Here is a 16,383-nt window from a genome sequence, read left to right as displayed (position 1 = left end):
TGATTACCCATCTCGTATCCCCGGGCGGCACCCATGGCAGATCACCAGGACCACTCTCCCCGTCAGGCTCCCCCCGTCCCGCGCGCCCTGCTGCGCGCGGGACTCGCCCTCGGCGCGGTCGGCATGGCCTTCGGGGCGGGGGCGACGTCCGCCGCCGCGGCCCCGGTCGCCCCCGCACCCGAGGCGGGCGCCCAGCCCTCCACGGTCGGCCAGTTGGACGCGCAGGCCGCGGGGCGGGCCCTCACCGACACCGTCGGGTACGTGACCGGGCCGCTCACCGCGATGCAGCTCAACCCGCTCGCGGGCACCGGGGTGGACCCGCTGGCCAACGGGGTCGGCACCCAGGTCGCCGACTTCAAGCCGCTGTCCACCACCGTGCTCACCGCCCCGCTGGCGCGCGGCGACTCGCTGGGCGAACTGCCCGTGGTGGGCCCGCTCACCGGGCGGGCGACGGGGCTGTTGGCCGGGCGTTGAGGTCGGGGCCGGGGTCTACCCTCCCCCGGGAGCATCCAGCCCTTCGAGCAGGGCCGTGACCTCCAGGGAGTGCTGGAGACGGGGCCCGAAGAGGGTGGGCTCGGCCTCCGCCAGGGCGCGGTGGCGCTCGTTGGCCTCCTCGATCACGGCCAGGGCCTCCGCTCGGCGCCCCACCACCGCCAGGTCCGTGGAGAAGTTGAGCAGGGACTGGGCCAGGTTGGGCAGGTGGGCGCCCGGACTGGTCTCCGCCAGGGCGCGGTAGTGACCGGTGGCCTCCTCGCTGGCGGCCAGGGCCTCCCCGTGCCGTTTCACCGCCCCCAGGCCGGCGGAGAGGTTCAGCAGGGACATCGCCAGACCGGGCAGGTGGGCTTCCGGGTTGCCCTCGACCAGGGCGCGGTAGTGGTCGGTCGCGCTCTCGCTGTGGGCGAGGGCCTCGTCCCGTCGTCCCGCGCGGCGCATGTCCACGGAGAGGTTGTTGAGGGCCATCGCCAGGTCGGGCAGATAGCTGCCCGGGTCAGCCTCGGCGAGGGTGCGGTAGTGGGTGGTCGCCTCCTCGATGCGGGCGAGGGCCTCCTCCTGCCGCCCCAGCTCCCCCAGGCAGACGGAGAGGTTGTTGAGGGCCATCGCCAGGTCGGGCAGATGGGCCTCGGGACTGCCTCCGGCGAGGGTGCGGTAGTGGGTGGTCGCCTCCTCGACGTGCGGAAGGGCTTCCCGGGGCCGTCCCACCCGCCCCAGGTCCACGGAGAGGTTGCTGAGCGACTTGGCGAGGTCGGCCAGGTGCGCGTCCGGGTTCGCCTCGGCCAGGGTGCGGCGGATGTCGGTGGCCTCCCGGACGGCGGCCAGGGCCTCCCCCCGCCTACCGAGCGCGCTCAGCTCCACCGAGAGGTTGTTGAGGGAGACCGCGAGGTCCGGCAGGTAGGTGCCCGGGTCCCGCTCGGCCAGGGTGCGGCGGATGTCGACGGCCTCCTGTACCGGGCCGAGGGCCTCCTCCCGCCGTCCCAGCTCCCCCAGCTCCACGGACAGGTTGTTGAGGGAGGCGGACAGGTCGGACAGGTAGGAGTCCGGGTCCCGTTCGGCCAGGGCGCGGCGGATGTCGATGGACTCCCGGATGACGGGCACCGCCTCCTTCCGCCGGCCCACCTTCCCCAGCCGGGTGCCCAGGTTGTTCAGGGCGGTGGCCCGATGGCGCAGGTAGGAGTCCGGGTCCCGCTCGGCCAGGGCACGGTAGTGGTGGGCCGCCTCTTCGATGGCGGTGAGGGCCTCCTCCCGCCGTCCCACCTCGCCCAGTCGGATGGCGAGGTTGTTCAGGGCACGGGCGAGGTCGGGCAGGTGGGCGTCCGGGTCCTGCTCGGCCAGGGCGCGTTGCCGTGCGCAGACGGTGCGGGCGAGCCGGGCGGCGGTGACGGCCAGCCGTTGGCTGCTGGGGGGCAGTCTCCTGGACAGCGCGGCGAGTTCGTCCAGGGGGAGGGCCGGGTCCTCGCCGAGGGCGCCCAGGGCGGCGACGAGGGGAGCGGGGTGGTTGCTGCGGGTGGCGGTGGCGACGATCTGGGCGGCCCGTGTCCGGTGGTGGCGGACGCACAGGTCGGTGAGGTGGCCGTCGAGACGGGGGAGGCCGGGGTGGGCGGCGGCGCGGCTGTAGACGGTGAGGAGTTGGGCCGCCTGGGCGTCGTCGGCGCCGTCCAGGAGGTGGTCGGCGAGGGCGGGGTCGGCGGTGAGGACGTGGCCGGCGTGGCGTTCGGCCAGCCGGTCGGGCTGGAGGCTGCCCCAGGGCGGCGCGCCCGGTCCGCTGGTGGTGGGGTACAGGGCGGCGAGCCAGGCGGTGACCCGGTCGCGGCGGTCGCGGGGCTGGTCGGCGAGGGCCGGCAGGCGTGACCAGAGCCGGTCGGCGGCCTCGCGGTCGCCGGCGCCGCTGAGATGGGCGGCGGCCAGCGCGGACTCCAGGGTGGTGGCGCTCAGGGCGGGCGTGAGGCCCCGGGCGGCGGCGTTCTGCCGCCAGTACCGGCGTTCGTGGCCCAGGAGCCGGTCCTCCACCGCGTCGGCGCCGCCCGGCGCCGCGTCCCCCTCGGGCCCGGGGCGTGCGGTGTCCAGGAGGTCGGCGAGCGCGGTCATGTGCAGGGTGAGGGCGTTGGCGTACGCGTCCTGGCCCAGGCACCGCGACGGGGCCGGGAGGGTCGTGACGGGGTCGGTCATGCCGTCGACCAGGGGGAGGGCCGCGGTGAGCGCGCGGACGACCTCGCGGTAGTGGTCGGGCCGTCGGTCGGGGTCGTCCTCCAACGGGGCGAGGCGGTGGACGCGCGCGGTGGCCAGGTGGTCCTCGGCGACCCGGTCCGCGCCGGCCGCCTCCCGCCACCAGTCGCCGTCCGTGCGGGCCAGCAGCAGGAGCTTCAACGGGCTGGTGCCGGGGTGCTCGGCCGCGGCCTCGACCAGGGCCGCGAGCTGGTCGGTACGGACCTCGGCGTAGTCGAGGACGACCAGCAGCGGACGGGCGGCGTGCCGCACCCCGTGCAGAGCGTCCGCGGTGGCCCGGGCGCGGGGCCACAACGCCGTCCAGCCCTCGGCGGCGAGCCGGCCGGCGAGGTGGTGGGCGAGGCGCGTCTTGCCCTGTCCACCGGGCCCGTGCAGCAGCCAGGCGCCGAAGCCGCCGAGCCCGCACCAGGCGGTCAGCTCCGTGAGGAGGGCCTCCCGCCCGTGGAAGGGAACCACCTGCCGCCCCGGGTCCAGCAGTGCCGCGGGGGTGGCCGCCCCGCGGCGGGCGGCCGGGTCGTGCGCGGGGTCGGCGAGGTCCTGGAACTCCACCGCCTCCGGTCCGCCCGCAGGCGCTCCGCCGTGCTCGGCGAGGGCCGCCCGGAAGGCGGGATCGTGGTGGAGGACGTAGGCGGGCACCAGGTTCAGCCGGCCGTGGCCGGAGTGCGCGCGGTCGGCGGCCACCACACCGGTCAGCAGCCGGCCGCAGAACACGGCCGCTCCCGACAGCCCGCCCCAGGGCGAAGCGCCGTCCGCGGCGTCCCACCGCGGCGGATGCTGGTCCAGGTCCATCACGTACTGGTCGTTCACGAACCCGCTGCCCGGGTTCACCCGGCCCGTCAACTGCACGGCCTCCACCGCGAGGTGGGGCCGTTGGGCCTCGTCCGGGACGCCCCGGGTCTCGCACCGGGCGCCCGGCCGGTCGGTGACCAGGCGGCCCCAGCGCACCGGTGCGCCGGGCGGTCGCCAGTGCGGCGAGTCGTCCACCAGGACCAGTGCGGCGTCGTCCCGGCCGCCCGGGGGGCCGGCGTACACGACGGTGCCGTGCGCCGCGCCCGTGCCGCCCGGGGCGAACACCTCCACCCGGCCCCCGACCGGTCCGGTGACGTGCGCGGAGGCCAGCACCAGCCCGCCGCCCACCGCGTGGCCCGAGCCGGGTCCGCCCGGCCCGGTCACCGCGGCGAGACGGACCTGTTCCACCTTCGGCCTCCTCCGGCCCCGTCCTGACCGCCGCCCGTGGCCGGGCGCGGTGTCATCCGATGCGCCGGGAGGCGTCCCCGGGGCCGGCGGGACGGGAGCGGGTGGAGCCCACCCGGACGTCGGTGCCGTCGGGGCGCTGGGGGGTGAGGGTGAAGGACACCCGGTGGGTGCGGGTCCGGGAGCCGCCCGCCTCGGCCTCGGCGCCGACCGCCCACAGGGAGAAGCCTGACTTCGCCCGCGCGTCGGCGCGCACCTCGACCTCGAACTCCATCGCCACGGGCCCCACCGTGAACACCAGCTCCGGTTCGGTTCCGGCCCGGGCCGCGGCCGCCAGCAACTCGTCCCGCACCGCCGCCACCGCGTCCGCCAGAGGAACGTCCACCGGCCCCACCTCCGTCATCGATCCTGACGAACCGTCACACGCGGGTGGACGCAGCGGAACCGGTGCACGGTTCCGCCCCGCCGGAGCTTCCGTCCCGAAGGCCCCTCGGTGCCGCTCTTCGCCGCCGTTGCTCGTGCCGGTGGTGGGCCCGGCACGTAATTCGCTGGCGTCCGGGGCGTCCCGCGGCCAGCCTGTACTAGTGGAACCCCAGTTCGAGATTCGCGCCCTGCACACCGAGACCACCGTCACCGTCTACCAGGCGTACCCGCCCGAGATCGGGTTGCCGACCGCGCGGGACGGCCGCTTCCCCGCGCTGTGGCGACGGGGCCGGATGACCTGGATCAAGCCGTCGTTCCTGTGGATGATGTACCGCTGCGGCTGGGGCGCCAAGGAGGGCCAGCAGACCGTCCTGGCGGTCGAGATCAGCCGCGAGGGCTTCGAGTGGGCGCTCGCCCGGGCGTGCCTGTCGCACTACGCGGCCGGGGTGCACGCCGACCGCGAGGACTGGCAGCGGCAGTTGCGGCGGGCCCCGACCCGGGTGCAGTGGGACCCCGAACGCGATCCGCAGCTGCGGCCGTTGCCGTACCGCTCGCTGCAACTCGGGCTCGCCGGGGAGGCCGCGCACCGCTACGCGGACGAGTGGATCGTCTCCGTCGCCGAGGTCACCCCGCTCGCCCGCGAGGTGCACGCGGCGGTGCGGGACGGGGACCTCGACGCCGCCCGGCGGCTGTTGCCGGTGGAGCGGCCCTACCCGGTGCCGGAGGGGCTGTTGGACCGCCTGCGTCCCTCGGGGGGCTGAACGCACCGCGGCCCCGTGCTCCCCGCGGAGGGGGCCGGGGCCGCGGGCGCGCGGGACTCAGTACGCGGAGCCGGAGGCGCCCAGCGAACCGGTGGGGTGCCACACGGTCTTGGTCTCCAGGAAGGCGGTCAGCCGGCGGGTGCCCGGGTCGGCGGACCAGTCCTCGGTGCGGGGGCGCAGCACCCGCTTGAGGTTGTCGGCCGCGGCGGCCTCCAGGGTGGTGGCCAGTTCGGGGTCGGCGCCGGTCAGGTCGATCGCGTTGACGTCGGCGTGCGCGGCGAGCGGGGCGGCGAGCTCCGCCGTCCGCCCGGAGAGCAGGTTCACCGTGCCGCCCGGGACGTCGGAGGTGGCCAGCACCTCGCCGAGGGAGAGCGCGGGCAGCGGGGCGCGCTCGCTGGTGACGACCACCGCCGTGTTGCCGCCGGCGAGCACCGGGGCGAGCACCGACACCAGTCCCAGCAGCGAGGACTCCTGCGGGGCGAGGACGGCGACCACTCCGGTCGGCTCGGGGGAGGACAGGTTGAAGAACGGGCCCGCCACGGGGTTGCCGCCGCCCGCGACCTGCGCGATCTTGTCGGTCCAGCCGGCGTACCAGACCCAACGGTCCACGGCCGCGTCGACCCGGGCGGCGGCCTTCGACTTCGACAGGCCCTCCGCGTCGGCGACCTCCCGGACGAACTGCTCCCGGCGGCCCTCCAACATCTCCGCCACGCGGTAGAGGACCTGGCCGCGGTTGTAGGCGGTCGCCCCCGACCAGCGGCCGAACGCCTTGCGGGCGGCGACCACCGCGTCCCGGGCGTCCTTGCGGGACGCCAGCGGGGCGTTGGCCAGCCAGGTGCTCTCCTTGGAGTCGGTCACCTCGTACACCCGCCCGCTCTCGCTCCGGGGGAACGTGCCCCCCACGAACAGCTTGTAGGTCTTGAAGACGCCGAGTCGGCCGTTGTCAGACATCGAGGTACGCCTCCAGACCGTGCCGGCCGCCCTCGCGGCCGTGGCCCGACTCCTTGTACCCGCCGAACGGCGAGGTGGGGTCGAACTTGTTGAACGTGTTGGACCAGATGACCCCGGCCCGCAGCTTGTTGGCCACGGCGAGGATGCGGGAACCCTTCTCGGTCCAGATGCCCGCGGAGAGTCCGTAGGGGGTGTTGTTGGCCTTGGCCACGGCCTCGTCCGGGGTGCGGAAGGTCAGCACCGACAGGACCGGGCCGAAGATCTCCTCCCGGGCCACCGCGTGCGCCTGGGTGACGCCGGTGAACACGGTCGGTGCGAACCAGTGGCCGGCGGCGGGCAGTTCGCAGGGGGCGGTCCAGCGCTCGGCGCCCTCCGCCTCGCCGCGCTCGGTCAACGCGGTGATCCGGGCGAGCTGTTCGGCGGAGTTGATGGCGCCGATGTCGGTGTTCTTGTCCAGCGGGTCGCCGAGCCGCAGGGTGGTCAGCCGCCGCTTCAGCGCGTCCACCACCTCGTCGTGCACGGACTCCTGCACCAGCAGCCGCGAGCCGGCGCAGCACACCTGGCCCTGGTTGAAGAAGATGCCGTTCACGATGCCCTCGACGGCCTGGTCGACGGGGGCGTCGTCGAAGACGATGTTGGCGCCCTTGCCGCCGAGCTCCAGGGTCAGCTTCTTGTCGGTGCCGGCGACCGTGCGGGCGATCTCCTTGCCGACCGCGGTGGAGCCGGTGAACGCGACCTTGTTCACGTCCGGGTGCGCCACCAGCGCGGCGCCGGCGTCCCCGTAACCGGGCAGGACGTTGACCACGCCCCTGGGCAGCCCTGCCTGACGGCAGATATCGGCGAAGAACAGCGCGGAGAGCGGGGTGGTCTCGGCGGGCTTCAGCACCACGGTGTTGCCGGTGGCGAGCGCTGGGGCGATCTTCCACGCCAGCATCAGCAGCGGGAAGTTCCACGGGATGACCTGGCCGGCGACGCCCAGCGGCTTCGGGTCGGGGCCGTAGCCGGCATGACCCAACTTGTCCGCCCAGCCGGCGTAGTAGAAGAAGTGCGCGGCGACCAACGGCAGGTCGACGTCCCGGGTCTCCCGGATCGGCTTGCCGTTGTCGAGGGTCTCCAGCACGGCCAGTTCCCGGCTGCGCTCCTGGATCAGCCGGGCGATCCGGAACAGGTACTTGGCGCGTTCCGCGCCCGGCAGCGCCGACCAGGTGCCGAACGCCTTGCGGGCGGCCTGTACGGCGCGTTCCACGTCGGCGGTGCCCGCCCGGGCGACCTCGGAGAGCACCTCCTCGGTGGACGGCGAGGCGGTGGTGAAGGTCCGGCCGTCCGCGGCGTCGGTGAACTCGCCGTCGATGAAGAGGCCGTAGGAGGGCGCGAGGTCGACGACCGCGCGCGACTCGGGCGCGGGTGCGTACGCGAAGAGGTCGGTCATGGTGATCAGTCCACCGTCACGTAGTCGGGGCCGGAGTAGCGGCCGGTCGCCAGTTTCTGGCGCTGCATCAGCAGGTCGTTGAGCAGGGACGAGGCGCCGAACCTGAACCATTCGTTGGTCAGCCAGTCCGGGCCGACCGTCTCGTTCACCAGCACCAGGAACTTGATCGCGTCCTTGGTGGTGCGGATGCCGCCGGCGGGCTTCACGCCGACCTGCACGCCGGTGCGGGCCCGGAAGTCGCGGACCGCCTCCAGCATCAACAGGGTGTTCGCGGGGGTGGCGTTGACGGCGACCTTGCCGGTCGAGGTCTTGATGAAGTCGGCGCCGGCGAGCATGCCGAGCCAGGAGGCGCGGCGGATGTTGTCGTAGGTGGACAGTTCGCCGGTCTCGAAGATGACCTTCAGCCGGGCGCTGCCGCACGCCTCCTTCACGGCGCGGATCTCCTCGTACACCGTGAGGTAGCGGCCGGCGAGGAAGGCGCCCCGGTCGATGACCATGTCGATCTCGTCCGCCCCCGCCGCGACCGCGTCCCGCACATCGGCGAGCTTCACCGCCAGTGCGGCGCGGCCCGCGGGGAAGGCGGTGGCCACCGAGGCGACCTTGATCCCGGTGCCGGCGACCGCCGCCCTGGCGGTCTCCACCCTGTCCGGGTACACGCAGACCGCCGCGACCCGCGGGGCGTTCGGCGCGGTGGGATCGGGGTGCGCCGCCTTCGCGCCGAGGGCCCGGACCTTGCCCGGGGTGTCGGCGCCCTCCAACGTGGTGAGGTCGATCATCGAGATCGCCAGGTCGATGGCGTACGCCTTCGCCGTGGTCTTGATCGAACGGGTGCCGAGGGAGGCGGCGCGGGCTTCGAGGCCCACCGCGTCCACGCCCGGCAGACCGTGCAGGAAACCGCGCAGGGCCGTTTCCGACGCGGTGACGTGCGCGAGCGGGTGGTCGTCCGGGGTGCGTGCGGCGGGCCCGGCCGGGCCGAGGGGACCGGTGGCCGTCGGCTCTGGGGGCGGAATCGTGGGCATGGTCACGAGCTGAGCATATCTACGCGCGTAGTAGCTGTACAGGGTGAGGTGTAAGGGGTGGGATCGGGACACTTCGGGCGGGCCGGAAAGGATGCTCCCCCGGACCGGCGGGGCCCGCCCGACCGCGGGCCCCGGGCTCCGAAATCGCGTGGAACGGGACGAGCCGTCTTGTTACGGTGGGGCCATGGCTTTCCTCTTCTTCGTCTGAGTCCGGGCACGGCCCCCGCCGCCGTTTCTGCTGCCCGTCGACCTTTCGCACGCCCAGGGAAAGCCCCATGCGCGAACGCGCCCGCACCGTCCTGCCCGCCCTCGCTGCGGCGGCACAGCTCTCCGTCACCTCCCTCACCAAGTCGTACGGCACCCGGACCGTCCTCGACCAGGTCTCCTTCACCGTGCGCCCGGGCGAGAAGGCCGCCGTCATCGGCGAGAACGGCTCCGGCAAGTCCACCCTGCTGCGGCTGCTCGCCGGCGCCGAGGCACCGGACGCCGGGGAGGTCACCGTCCGCTTCCCCGGCGGAACCGGCCACCTCGCCCAGACCCTCGACCTCGACCCGAACCGCACCGTGCAGGACGCCGTCGACCTCGCCCTGAGCGAGCTGCGCGACCTGGAGCGCGGGCTCCGCGCGGCGGAGGAGACCCTCGCCGACGCAGCGGAGGAGGAACTCGCCGCCTACGGCGAACTGCTGACCGCCTACGAAGAACGCGACGGATACCGGGCGGACGCCCGGGTGGACGCCGCCCTGCACGGGCTCGGACTGGGGCGGATCCCCCGGGAGCGCCGGCTCGGCTCGCTCTCCGGCGGGGAGCAGTCGCGCCTCGCGCTCGCCTGCTGCCTGGCCGCCGCCCCCGAACTGCTGCTCCTGGACGAACCGACGAACCACCTCGACGCGGCGGCCGTGCGCTGGCTGGAGGAACACCTGCGCGCACACCGCGGCACCGTCCTCGCGGTCACCCACGACCGCGGCTTCCTGGAGCGCATCGCCACCGCGATCCTGGAGGTCGACCGGGACGAGCGCACCGTGCGCCGGTACGGCGACGGCTGGGCCGGCTACCGCGCCGCGAAGGCCGCCGCCCGGCGCGGCGCGGAGCAGCGGCACGCGGACTGGGTCGAGGACGTGGCCCGGACGGAGGAACTGCTGGAGGCCGCCGGCCGACGGCTGGCCACCACCGGCCGTGACCCGAAGCAGGGCTTCGGCAAGCACCGCCGCTCCAGCGAGGCGAAGCTCGGCGGACGGGTGCGCTCGGCGCGGGAGCGCCTGGACCGGCTGCGGCGCGAGCCGGTGGCCCGGCCGCCGGAACCGCTCCGGTTCACCACGGCGCTGCCGTCCGCGAACGGCGGCCCCGCCCACGGTGCGCTCGCCGAGCTCGGCGACGTACGGGTCGGGGACCGGCTGCACCTGGACGGGCTCCTGTCGATCGAGCCCCGGGGACGCCTCCTGGTCACCGGCGAGAACGGCGCGGGCAAGACCACGCTGCTCCGCGTCCTGGCGGGCGACCTGGAACCGGACGCGGGCACCGTGCGCCGCCCCGCCCGGACCGGCTACCTCGCCCAGGAACTGCCCGCGCGCACCAGCCGGCTCCCGCTGCTCGCCGCGTTCGCCGCCGGACGGGACGGCCCGCCGGACGAGCACGCCGAGCAACTCCTGTCCCTCGGCCTCTTCCGCGAACAGGACCTGCACGTCCCGGTCGCCGCCCTCTCCGCGGGACAGCAGCGGCGGTTGCAGATCGCGACCCTGATGACCCGACCCGCCGACCTCCTCGTCCTCGACGAGCCGACCAACCACATCGCCCTCGACCTGGTCGAGGACCTCCTCACGGCGCTCGCGACGTACCCCGGAGCTGTGGTCGCGGTCTCGCACGACCGCGCCTTCCGGGAGCGCTTCCCCGCCGAACGGCTGGCACTGCGCGCCGGCCGTCGGCACTGAGCGCCCGGCACCGCCCCACCGTCGACCCACTGCACCCGGAGGACACACCATGACCACCTTCCTGACCCCGCACCAGCGCGCCGACCGCACCGCCGCCGCCGTCGAGGCGGCCGTCGCGGCGGGGCGCGGGCTCGGCCTGACCGTCACCGGGCCCGCGGTGCTCCACGACCTCTTCTCGGTCGTCGTCCACCTGGCCCCCTCGCCGGTCGTGGCCCGGGTCCCCACCGTCCTGCCCCGCCCGGACGACCTCGCCGCCCTCACCCGCCGCCAGCAGAACGAACTGGACGTCACCCGGTGGCTGGCCGACCGGAACGTCCCCGTGATCGCGCCCAGCCCGCTGGTGCCGTGCGCACCCGTGCAGCGCGACGGGTTCTCGATGACCTTCTGGCCGTTCGTCGAGGAGGCCCGGGACGAGGAACCCGACTACGTCGCGAACGCCGAGAGCACCGCGGACCTGCACGCGGCACTGCGCGCCTACCCCGGCCGCCTGGAGTTCCTGTCCGCGGCCGACCCGCGGTCCATCGCGGACGGCCTCGCCCTGCTCGACCGGCATCCTGACCTGATCGGCGCGGCCGACCTGGACCGCGCCCGCCATGAGTGGCACCTCCTGGAGCCCCTCGTCCGCTCGCGCAGCGCCTTCGAGGCCCGGTTCCCCGGCATCGACCTCCAACCCGTCCACGGCGACTCCCCGCCCGCGAACGTCTTCATGGCGGTGGACGGAGACCTCCACGCCGACTTCGAACTGGTCACCCTGGGGCCCGTCGAATGGGACCTGGCCGCCCTCGGACCCGAGCACGAAGCCGCCTACGACCGCGGCGCGCGCCGCAACGGCACCAGGCCGCTCGACCGGGAGGTCCTCGACTTCGTCAACGCCGTGGGCATGCTGCGGGTCATCGCCACCCTCACCCTGGTCCCGCAGCTCCCCGAACTGCTGGAGTACCTCCGGCCCGCGGTCGAGCACTGGCGGACGACGCCCTTTGCCGCCGGCGCGGAGGACTGACCCCGGCGTCGACGCCGTCCGCCCCGGGCCGCTCGCTTGGGGGCGGACCGTGGCGTCAGCGGCGGTACACGTGCACCCCGGCCACCTCGTAGGAGAGCTCGGAGACGTGCTCCTCCGGAGCCGGGTGGTAGTGCCCGGCGCACACCGAGAGGTTGACGATGAGGTACGCGCGCCAGCGCCACCCCACCCCGCGCCGGTCGGCGTGGGCGCGCTCCCCGTTCACCCACCACACCACCGACCGGGGGCCGAACTCCACCGTCAGGTCGATCCAGCGGCCCGGTCCGATCGAGGGGGCGCGGTGGTAGTGGTGCCCCCCGCGCACCCGGTTGGACAACTCCAGCAGGTCCGGGTTGTCGGGGTGGTACTCGAAGACGTCGATTTCCTGGTCCCCGTCCCGCCAGGTCCAGATGGCCGGCCAGGCACCCGCCCCGACCGGCAGTCGCACCCGGGCCGTCAGGACGTCCCCGGTCCGGAGCGCGAACCCCTCCGCACTGCCCTCGGTGGTCAGCAGGCCCGCGTTCCACAGGCCGTCGTGGCGGCGCGTCGCCCGGAAGGTGCCGGCGCGGGCGTACGAGGGGTCCGCCACCAGGTGGTCCAGCTTGTCGTCGCCCGGATTGATCGGGCCGCCCCCGGGATACGCCCAGGTGCGGCCCGCCACCCATTGGGCGGTGGAGGTGAAGTCGGCGGTGAAGACCGGGGTGCCGGTCGTCCGGGGCGCGCGGGCGGTGGGGGGCGGTCGCAGTCGGCCGTACAGCCGGGCGAAGGCGTCGATGAGCACGTCACTCCTCTCCGGAACGGGTGCTTCCGGGAGGTTCTGCCCGAGCTCCGGTCACCCATGCGCAGTGCGGTGACGTTTCGCCTGCAATTCATCACATGGAGTGACGATACGGTGAACGGAGTGGTGGACGGGGTGCGGGGGATCAGCTCACCGCGAGCAGGACCGCCAACAGCACGGCGCCCGCCGCCGAGGAGGCCATCACCTCGTAGGCCCAGCGCACCACCGGGCGCCCCTGCGCGGACGCGGCGCCCCCGCGCCGCTCCGCCAGCTCCCTCAGGTCCTCCACCACCTGGTCGGAGGGCGAACGGACCTGCGAGGCGGTGAGGCTGGTACGGCCCGAGGGATCGTCCATCGCCGCCCGGCTCTGCTGCCGGGCCGCCTTCTTGCGGGCCCGCAGCGACACCGGCACCGCCCAGAGCTGGTACTTCACCCCGGCGTCGTCGAAGACCTCGTTGGAGTAGCCCGCCCGCAGGTTCCCGACGCTCGCCCAGGGCAGGATGATCGTCCGGAACGGATTGCGGATGCGCAGCCGGTCCTCGTTCACGAAGACCGCGGGCCGCAGCGTGTACGCCACCACCAGCGGAGCCAGGAACAACAGGGCCGCGAGCGCCAGCCAGGGGGCGGTGCCCGCCCCGCGCACCACGGCGTCCACCCCGAGCCAGCCCCCCAGCACGAGCAGCAGCACACCGCTCGCGATGCCGGCGGAGGAACGGAAGACCCGGTCCTTGTAGGGCGGCTCCTCCTGGTTCCCCGCGGCGGACGACGCGGGAGTGGGGCGATCGGGACTCGTCATACGAACGATTCTGCCCCACCTGGCCGGAACCGGGCCTCGGCACCCGGGGCCGTCCGGCGCAGGGCGCCGTCCGCACGGGTCACCAGCCGGTGTGGACGAAGGGCTCCACCCGGGCCTCCAGCCAGAGCAGGCACCCCCAGGCCAGCACGGAGAGCGCGGCCAGCGCCGCCGTCAGGGCGGCGGCGAGGGAGGCCGCCGCGGGCCAGGGCTCCGCCCGGCGGTCCAGGGCCGCCCGGGCCAGCCACCAGACGGTGAGGGTGAGCGCCGGCACCCCGAACAGCATCAGCGGCAGCTCCCCGTACACCAGGCTGAGGTCCCGCTCGCCCTCGAAGGCGCCATGGATCCCGGGTCCCGCACCGTGCAGCCACACGGCCAGCCCGACCGCGCCCGCCACCACCGCCACCAGACATCCGGCGACGGCGCCGGACGGGTCGTCCGGAGGGTCCTCGACCTCGGCCCCGGCACCGTCGTAGGAGTAGTGGTCCTTCTGCCCGTTCTGCTCGTGCTCCCGCATGCTCCCGATGACGCCTGGGCCCCGCGAGGAGTTCCTGAACCGCCGAGCCTCCTCCGGCTCGGGCCGGCAAGCTCCGCGCTGACCTGCGGATGCGTGCTCCGCCCCGTCGTACGTTCCCGTGGGCGGCGGGACCGCCCACGGGAACGGGTTCAGATCCCGGCCGCCCGCGCCAGGTCGCGCTTGAGCTCCGCCAGCAGCGCGCCCGCCTCGGCGCGGGCCCGCGGCAGGTCCGCGGCGGAGGCCACCGGCACCACGGCCTCCAGGTAGCACTTCAGCTTCGGCTCGGTGCCGCTGGGGCGCACGATCACCCGGGCGCCGTCCAGGGCGTAGCGCAGTCCGTCGGTCGGGGGCAGCGCCCCGGTGCCGTGGGCCAGGTCCTCGGCCCGGACCACCGCCCGGCCCGCCAAGGCCGTCGGCGGCTCGGCGCGCAGGGTGCGCATCGCGTCCGCGATCACCGTCAGGTCGGCCACCCGGACGGAGAGCTGGTCGGTGGCGTGCACCCCGTGCTCCACCGCGAGGTCGTCCAGCAGGTCGAGCAGGGTCCGGCCGCGCTCCTTCAGCTCCGAGGCCAACTCGGTGATCAGCAGCGCCGCGGTGATGCCGTCCTTGTCCCGCACGCCCTCCGGGTCGACGCAGTAGCCGAGCGCCTCCTCGTAGCCGTACCGCAGGCCGTCCACCCGGGCGATCCACTTGAAGCCGGTCAGCGTCTCCTCGTGGCCGAGGCCCGCCGCGGCGGCGATCCGCCCCAGCAGCGAGGACGAGACGATCGACTCGGCGAACACCCCGCGCACGCCCCGGCGCACCAGGTGCGCGGCGAGCAGGGCGCCCACCTCGTCGCCGCGCAGCATGCGCCAGCGCTCGCCCGAGGGGTCCTCGGGCACGGCCACCGCGCAGCGGTCCGCGTCCGGGTCGTTGGCGATCACCAGGTCCGGCCGGACGGCCCGGGCCGTCCGGAAGGCCAGGTCCATCGCGCCGGGTTCCTCCGGGTTGGGGAACGCGACGGTGGGGAACTCCGCGTCCGGCTCGGCCTGTTCGACCACCAGCACCGGGGCGGGGAAGCCGGCCCGGGCGAACGCGGCCAGCGCCACGTCCTTGCCCACCCCGTGCATCGCCGTGTAGACGGTCCGGGCGGTGCGCGCCGAGTCGGGGGCGAGCACCGCGTCGGTCCGGGCCAGGTACGCCGCCACGACCTCGTCGCCCAGGGTCGTCCAGCCCTCCTCCGGGCGCGGCACTCCGGCGAGCGGGCCCACCGCCGCGATCCGTTCGGCGATGCCGGTGTCCGCCGGCGGCACGATCTGGGAGCCGTCGCCCAGGTAGACCTTGTAGCCGTTGTCCCGGGGCGGGTTGTGGCTCGCCGTCACCTCGACGCCGGCGACCGCCCCGAGGTGCCGGATCGCGTACGCCAGCACCGGGGTGGGCAGCGGGCGGGGCAGCACCGCGGCCCGCAGCCCGGCGCCGACCAGCACCGCGGCGGTGTCGCGCGCGAAGTCCGCGGACTTGTGGCGGGCGTCGTAGCCGATGACCACCAGACCGTCCGGGTGGCCCTCGTCCTTCAGGTACGCGGCCAGGCCCGCGGCGGCCCGGATCACCACGGCCCGGTTCATCCGCATCGGGCCCGCCCCCAGCTCGCCGCGGAGCCCCGCGGTGCCGAACTGGAGGGTGCCGGCGAAGCGGTCGGCCAACTCGGCGCCCGCCTCCGCGGCCCCGGGCCCCTCCAGCCGGGCCAGCAGGTCGGTCAGCTCCGCCCGGGTCTGCGGGTCCGGGTCCTCGGCCAGCCAGGTACGGGCACGGGTGATCAGCTCGGCGTCCTGCACGGTTCTGCCTCTCGGGGGTGTGTCCGGGTGGGCGGTGCCCACGCTGTCAGATGCGGCCCAGCACCCGGGTGAGCAGGGCGCCCATCCGTGCGGCGGAGTCCCGGCCGGCCTGGAGCACCTCCTCGTGGTTGAGGGGCTCGCCGGTCATCCCGGCGGCGAGGTTGGTCACCAGCGAGATCCCGAGCACCTCGGCGCCCGCCTCGCGGGCGGCGATCGCCTCCAGCACGGTGGACATGCCGACCAGGTCGGCGCCGATGGTGCGGGCCATCCGGATCTCGGCGGGCGTCTCGTAGTGCGGACCGGTGACCTGGAGGTAGACGCCCTCCTCCAGGGTGGGGTCGATCTCCTTGCACAGGGCGCGCAGCCGCGGCGAGTAGAGGTCCGTGAGGTCCACGAAGTTCGCCCCGACGATCGGGGAGGTGGCCGTGAGGTTGATGTGGTCGCTGATCAGCACCGGCTGACCGGGACGCATGCCCTCGCGCAGACCGCCGCACCCGTTGGTCAGCACGATCGTCCGGCACCCCGCGGCGGCCGCGGTGCGGACCGCGTGCGCGACGGGGGCGACGCCGCGGCCCTCGTAGTAGTGCGTCCGGCCCAGGAACACCAGGGCGCGCTTCTCGCCGATCCGGTACGAGCGGACCCGTCCGCCGTGGCCCGCGACCGCGGGCGGCGGGAAGCCGGGGAGGTCCGTCACCGGGAACTCGTGCTCGGGCTCGCCCAGGGCGTCGACCGCCGGGGCCCAGCCGGAACCCATGACGAGGGCCACGTCGTGGGTGTCCGAACCGGTCAGCTTGCGCAGGCGGGCGGCAGCGGTCTCCGCAGCGGAGTACGGGTCGCCCTGGATGTCGTCCGGAAGAAGAGATGCGTTCACGCCGCTGAGCGTAGCCCGGATTCGCCTACGCGCGTAGACCTATGTCCCGCCCCATCCCGATCGTTGCCTTGTTGTTGCTGGCCCGCGGCGCCCGGCGTCCTGCCGGGGGAGGAGCGCCCCCACGCACCCACAGGGTCGGAGCCGGCCGGTGCGCCCCGAGACCTCGGGGGCGCGGGCGACGCCCGCCGTC

14 protein-coding genes are annotated in these 16,383 nt (G+C 74.8%); 4 read left to right on the top strand and 10 right to left on the bottom strand.

Features of this window, described 5'->3' with window-relative positions:
• The first annotated feature begins 33 nt into the window (after window positions 1-33).
• Window positions 34-474, top strand: coding sequence for a hypothetical protein (locus tag ABT092_RS05920; RefSeq protein ID WP_351240223.1), 441 nt, complete (start codon window positions 34-36; stop codon window positions 472-474).
• Between the two features lie 15 nt (window positions 475-489).
• Here ABT092_RS05920 and ABT092_RS05915 read toward each other — a convergent pair whose 3' ends face one another.
• Both ABT092_RS05915 and ABT092_RS05910 read right to left on the bottom strand, forming a co-directional pair.
• Window positions 490-3,918: a tetratricopeptide repeat protein gene (locus ABT092_RS05915; protein ID WP_351240221.1), complete on the bottom strand. Its 3,429-nt coding sequence runs from the start codon at window positions 3,916-3,918 to the stop codon at window positions 490-492.
• Between the two features lie 52 nt (window positions 3,919-3,970).
• Window positions 3,971-4,300 carry a trypco2 family protein gene (locus tag ABT092_RS05910; RefSeq protein WP_351240219.1) on the bottom strand — a complete coding sequence of 110 codons (330 nt, stop codon included), beginning with the start codon at window positions 4,298-4,300 and terminating at the stop codon, window positions 3,971-3,973.
• Window positions 4,301-4,499: 199 nt separating this feature from the next.
• Between ABT092_RS05910 and ABT092_RS05905 the strand changes: the two genes are divergently transcribed.
• Window positions 4,500-5,099, top strand: a complete 600-nt coding sequence (locus ABT092_RS05905; RefSeq protein WP_351240217.1) for a DUF4291 domain-containing protein — start codon at window positions 4,500-4,502, stop codon at window positions 5,097-5,099.
• A 57-nt stretch (window positions 5,100-5,156) separates the two neighbouring features.
• On the opposite strand, the gene ABT092_RS05900 is transcribed toward ABT092_RS05905, so the two are convergent.
• The 3 genes from ABT092_RS05900 to deoC are packed head-to-tail and all read right to left on the bottom strand — an operon-like array spanning window position 5,157 to window position 8,498.
• Entirely contained in the window at window positions 5,157-6,050 is an 894-nt protein-coding gene (locus ABT092_RS05900) for an aldehyde dehydrogenase family protein (RefSeq protein WP_351240215.1), read from the bottom strand.
• Window positions 6,043-7,479 (bottom strand): aldehyde dehydrogenase family protein, encoded by a 1,437-nt coding sequence (locus ABT092_RS05895; RefSeq protein ID WP_351240213.1) that lies wholly within the window; start codon window positions 7,477-7,479, stop codon window positions 6,043-6,045. The genes ABT092_RS05900 and ABT092_RS05895 overlap by 8 nt, the downstream gene beginning before the upstream one ends.
• Window positions 7,480-7,484: 5 nt before the next feature.
• A complete protein-coding gene (gene deoC, locus ABT092_RS05890) occupies window positions 7,485-8,498 on the bottom strand; it encodes a deoxyribose-phosphate aldolase (protein ID WP_351240333.1) in 1,014 nt (337 codons plus the stop codon).
• A gap of 275 nt (window positions 8,499-8,773) precedes the next feature.
• Between deoC and abc-f the strand changes: the two genes are divergently transcribed.
• Complete coding sequence (abc-f, locus tag ABT092_RS05885; protein WP_351240211.1) at window positions 8,774-10,423, top strand: ribosomal protection-like ABC-F family protein; 1,650 nt, start codon at window positions 8,774-8,776, stop codon at window positions 10,421-10,423.
• 49 nt (window positions 10,424-10,472) lie between these two features.
• Window positions 10,473-11,423, top strand: coding sequence for an aminoglycoside phosphotransferase/kinase family protein (locus ABT092_RS05880; RefSeq protein ID WP_351240209.1), 951 nt, complete (start codon window positions 10,473-10,475; stop codon window positions 11,421-11,423).
• A 55-nt stretch (window positions 11,424-11,478) separates the two neighbouring features.
• On the opposite strand, the gene ABT092_RS05875 is transcribed toward ABT092_RS05880, so the two are convergent.
• The 5 genes from ABT092_RS05875 to ABT092_RS05855 form a co-directional block, all read right to left on the bottom strand.
• The gene (locus tag ABT092_RS05875) at window positions 11,479-12,177 is read right to left on the bottom strand and encodes a beta-glucanase (RefSeq protein ID WP_451363217.1); all 699 of its coding nucleotides are present in this window, start codon (window positions 12,175-12,177) and stop codon (window positions 11,479-11,481) included.
• Between the two features lie 166 nt (window positions 12,178-12,343).
• Window positions 12,344-12,994, bottom strand: coding sequence for a PH domain-containing protein (locus tag ABT092_RS05870; RefSeq protein WP_351240207.1), 651 nt, complete (start codon window positions 12,992-12,994; stop codon window positions 12,344-12,346).
• A gap of 79 nt (window positions 12,995-13,073) precedes the next feature.
• A complete protein-coding gene (locus tag ABT092_RS05865; protein WP_351240205.1) occupies window positions 13,074-13,508 on the bottom strand; it encodes a hypothetical protein in 435 nt (144 codons plus the stop codon).
• A 149-nt stretch (window positions 13,509-13,657) separates the two neighbouring features.
• Window positions 13,658-15,322 carry a phospho-sugar mutase gene (locus ABT092_RS05860; RefSeq protein ID WP_351240203.1) on the bottom strand — a complete coding sequence of 555 codons (1,665 nt, stop codon included), beginning with the start codon at window positions 15,320-15,322 and terminating at the stop codon, window positions 13,658-13,660.
• 46 nt (window positions 15,323-15,368) lie between these two features.
• Window positions 15,369-16,193, bottom strand: a complete 825-nt coding sequence (locus ABT092_RS05855; protein WP_351240201.1) for a purine-nucleoside phosphorylase — start codon at window positions 16,191-16,193, stop codon at window positions 15,369-15,371.
• Window positions 16,194-16,383: the final 190 nt, after the last annotated feature.

It is taken from the genome of Streptomyces sp. NPDC002490, from assembly GCF_040296045.1.
Lineage (GTDB): Bacteria > Actinomycetota > Actinomycetes > Streptomycetales > Streptomycetaceae > Streptomyces.
This window is presented reverse-complemented; position numbering and strand designations above follow the sequence as displayed.

Excerpts from the sequence above, each read along its gene's own strand:
- ABT092_RS05865 (WP_351240205.1), bottom strand. The coding sequence starts at position 13,508 with ATGCGGGAGCACGAGCAGAACGGGCAGAAGGACCACTACTCCTACGAC.
- ABT092_RS05880 (WP_351240209.1), top strand. The coding sequence starts at position 10,473 with ATGACCACCTTCCTGACCCCGCACCAGCGCGCCGACCGCACCGCCGCC.
- ABT092_RS05895 (WP_351240213.1), bottom strand. The coding sequence starts at position 7,479 with ATGACCGACCTCTTCGCGTACGCACCCGCGCCCGAGTCGCGCGCGGTC.
- ABT092_RS05870 (WP_351240207.1), bottom strand. The coding sequence starts at position 12,994 with ATGACGAGTCCCGATCGCCCCACTCCCGCGTCGTCCGCCGCGGGGAAC.
- abc-f (WP_351240211.1), top strand. The coding sequence starts at position 8,774 with ATGCGCGAACGCGCCCGCACCGTCCTGCCCGCCCTCGCTGCGGCGGCA.
- ABT092_RS05920 (WP_351240223.1), top strand. The coding sequence starts at position 34 with ATGGCAGATCACCAGGACCACTCTCCCCGTCAGGCTCCCCCCGTCCCG.
- deoC (WP_351240333.1), bottom strand. The coding sequence starts at position 8,498 with ATGCCCACGATTCCGCCCCCAGAGCCGACGGCCACCGGTCCCCTCGGC.
- ABT092_RS05900 (WP_351240215.1), bottom strand. The coding sequence starts at position 6,050 with ATGTCTGACAACGGCCGACTCGGCGTCTTCAAGACCTACAAGCTGTTC.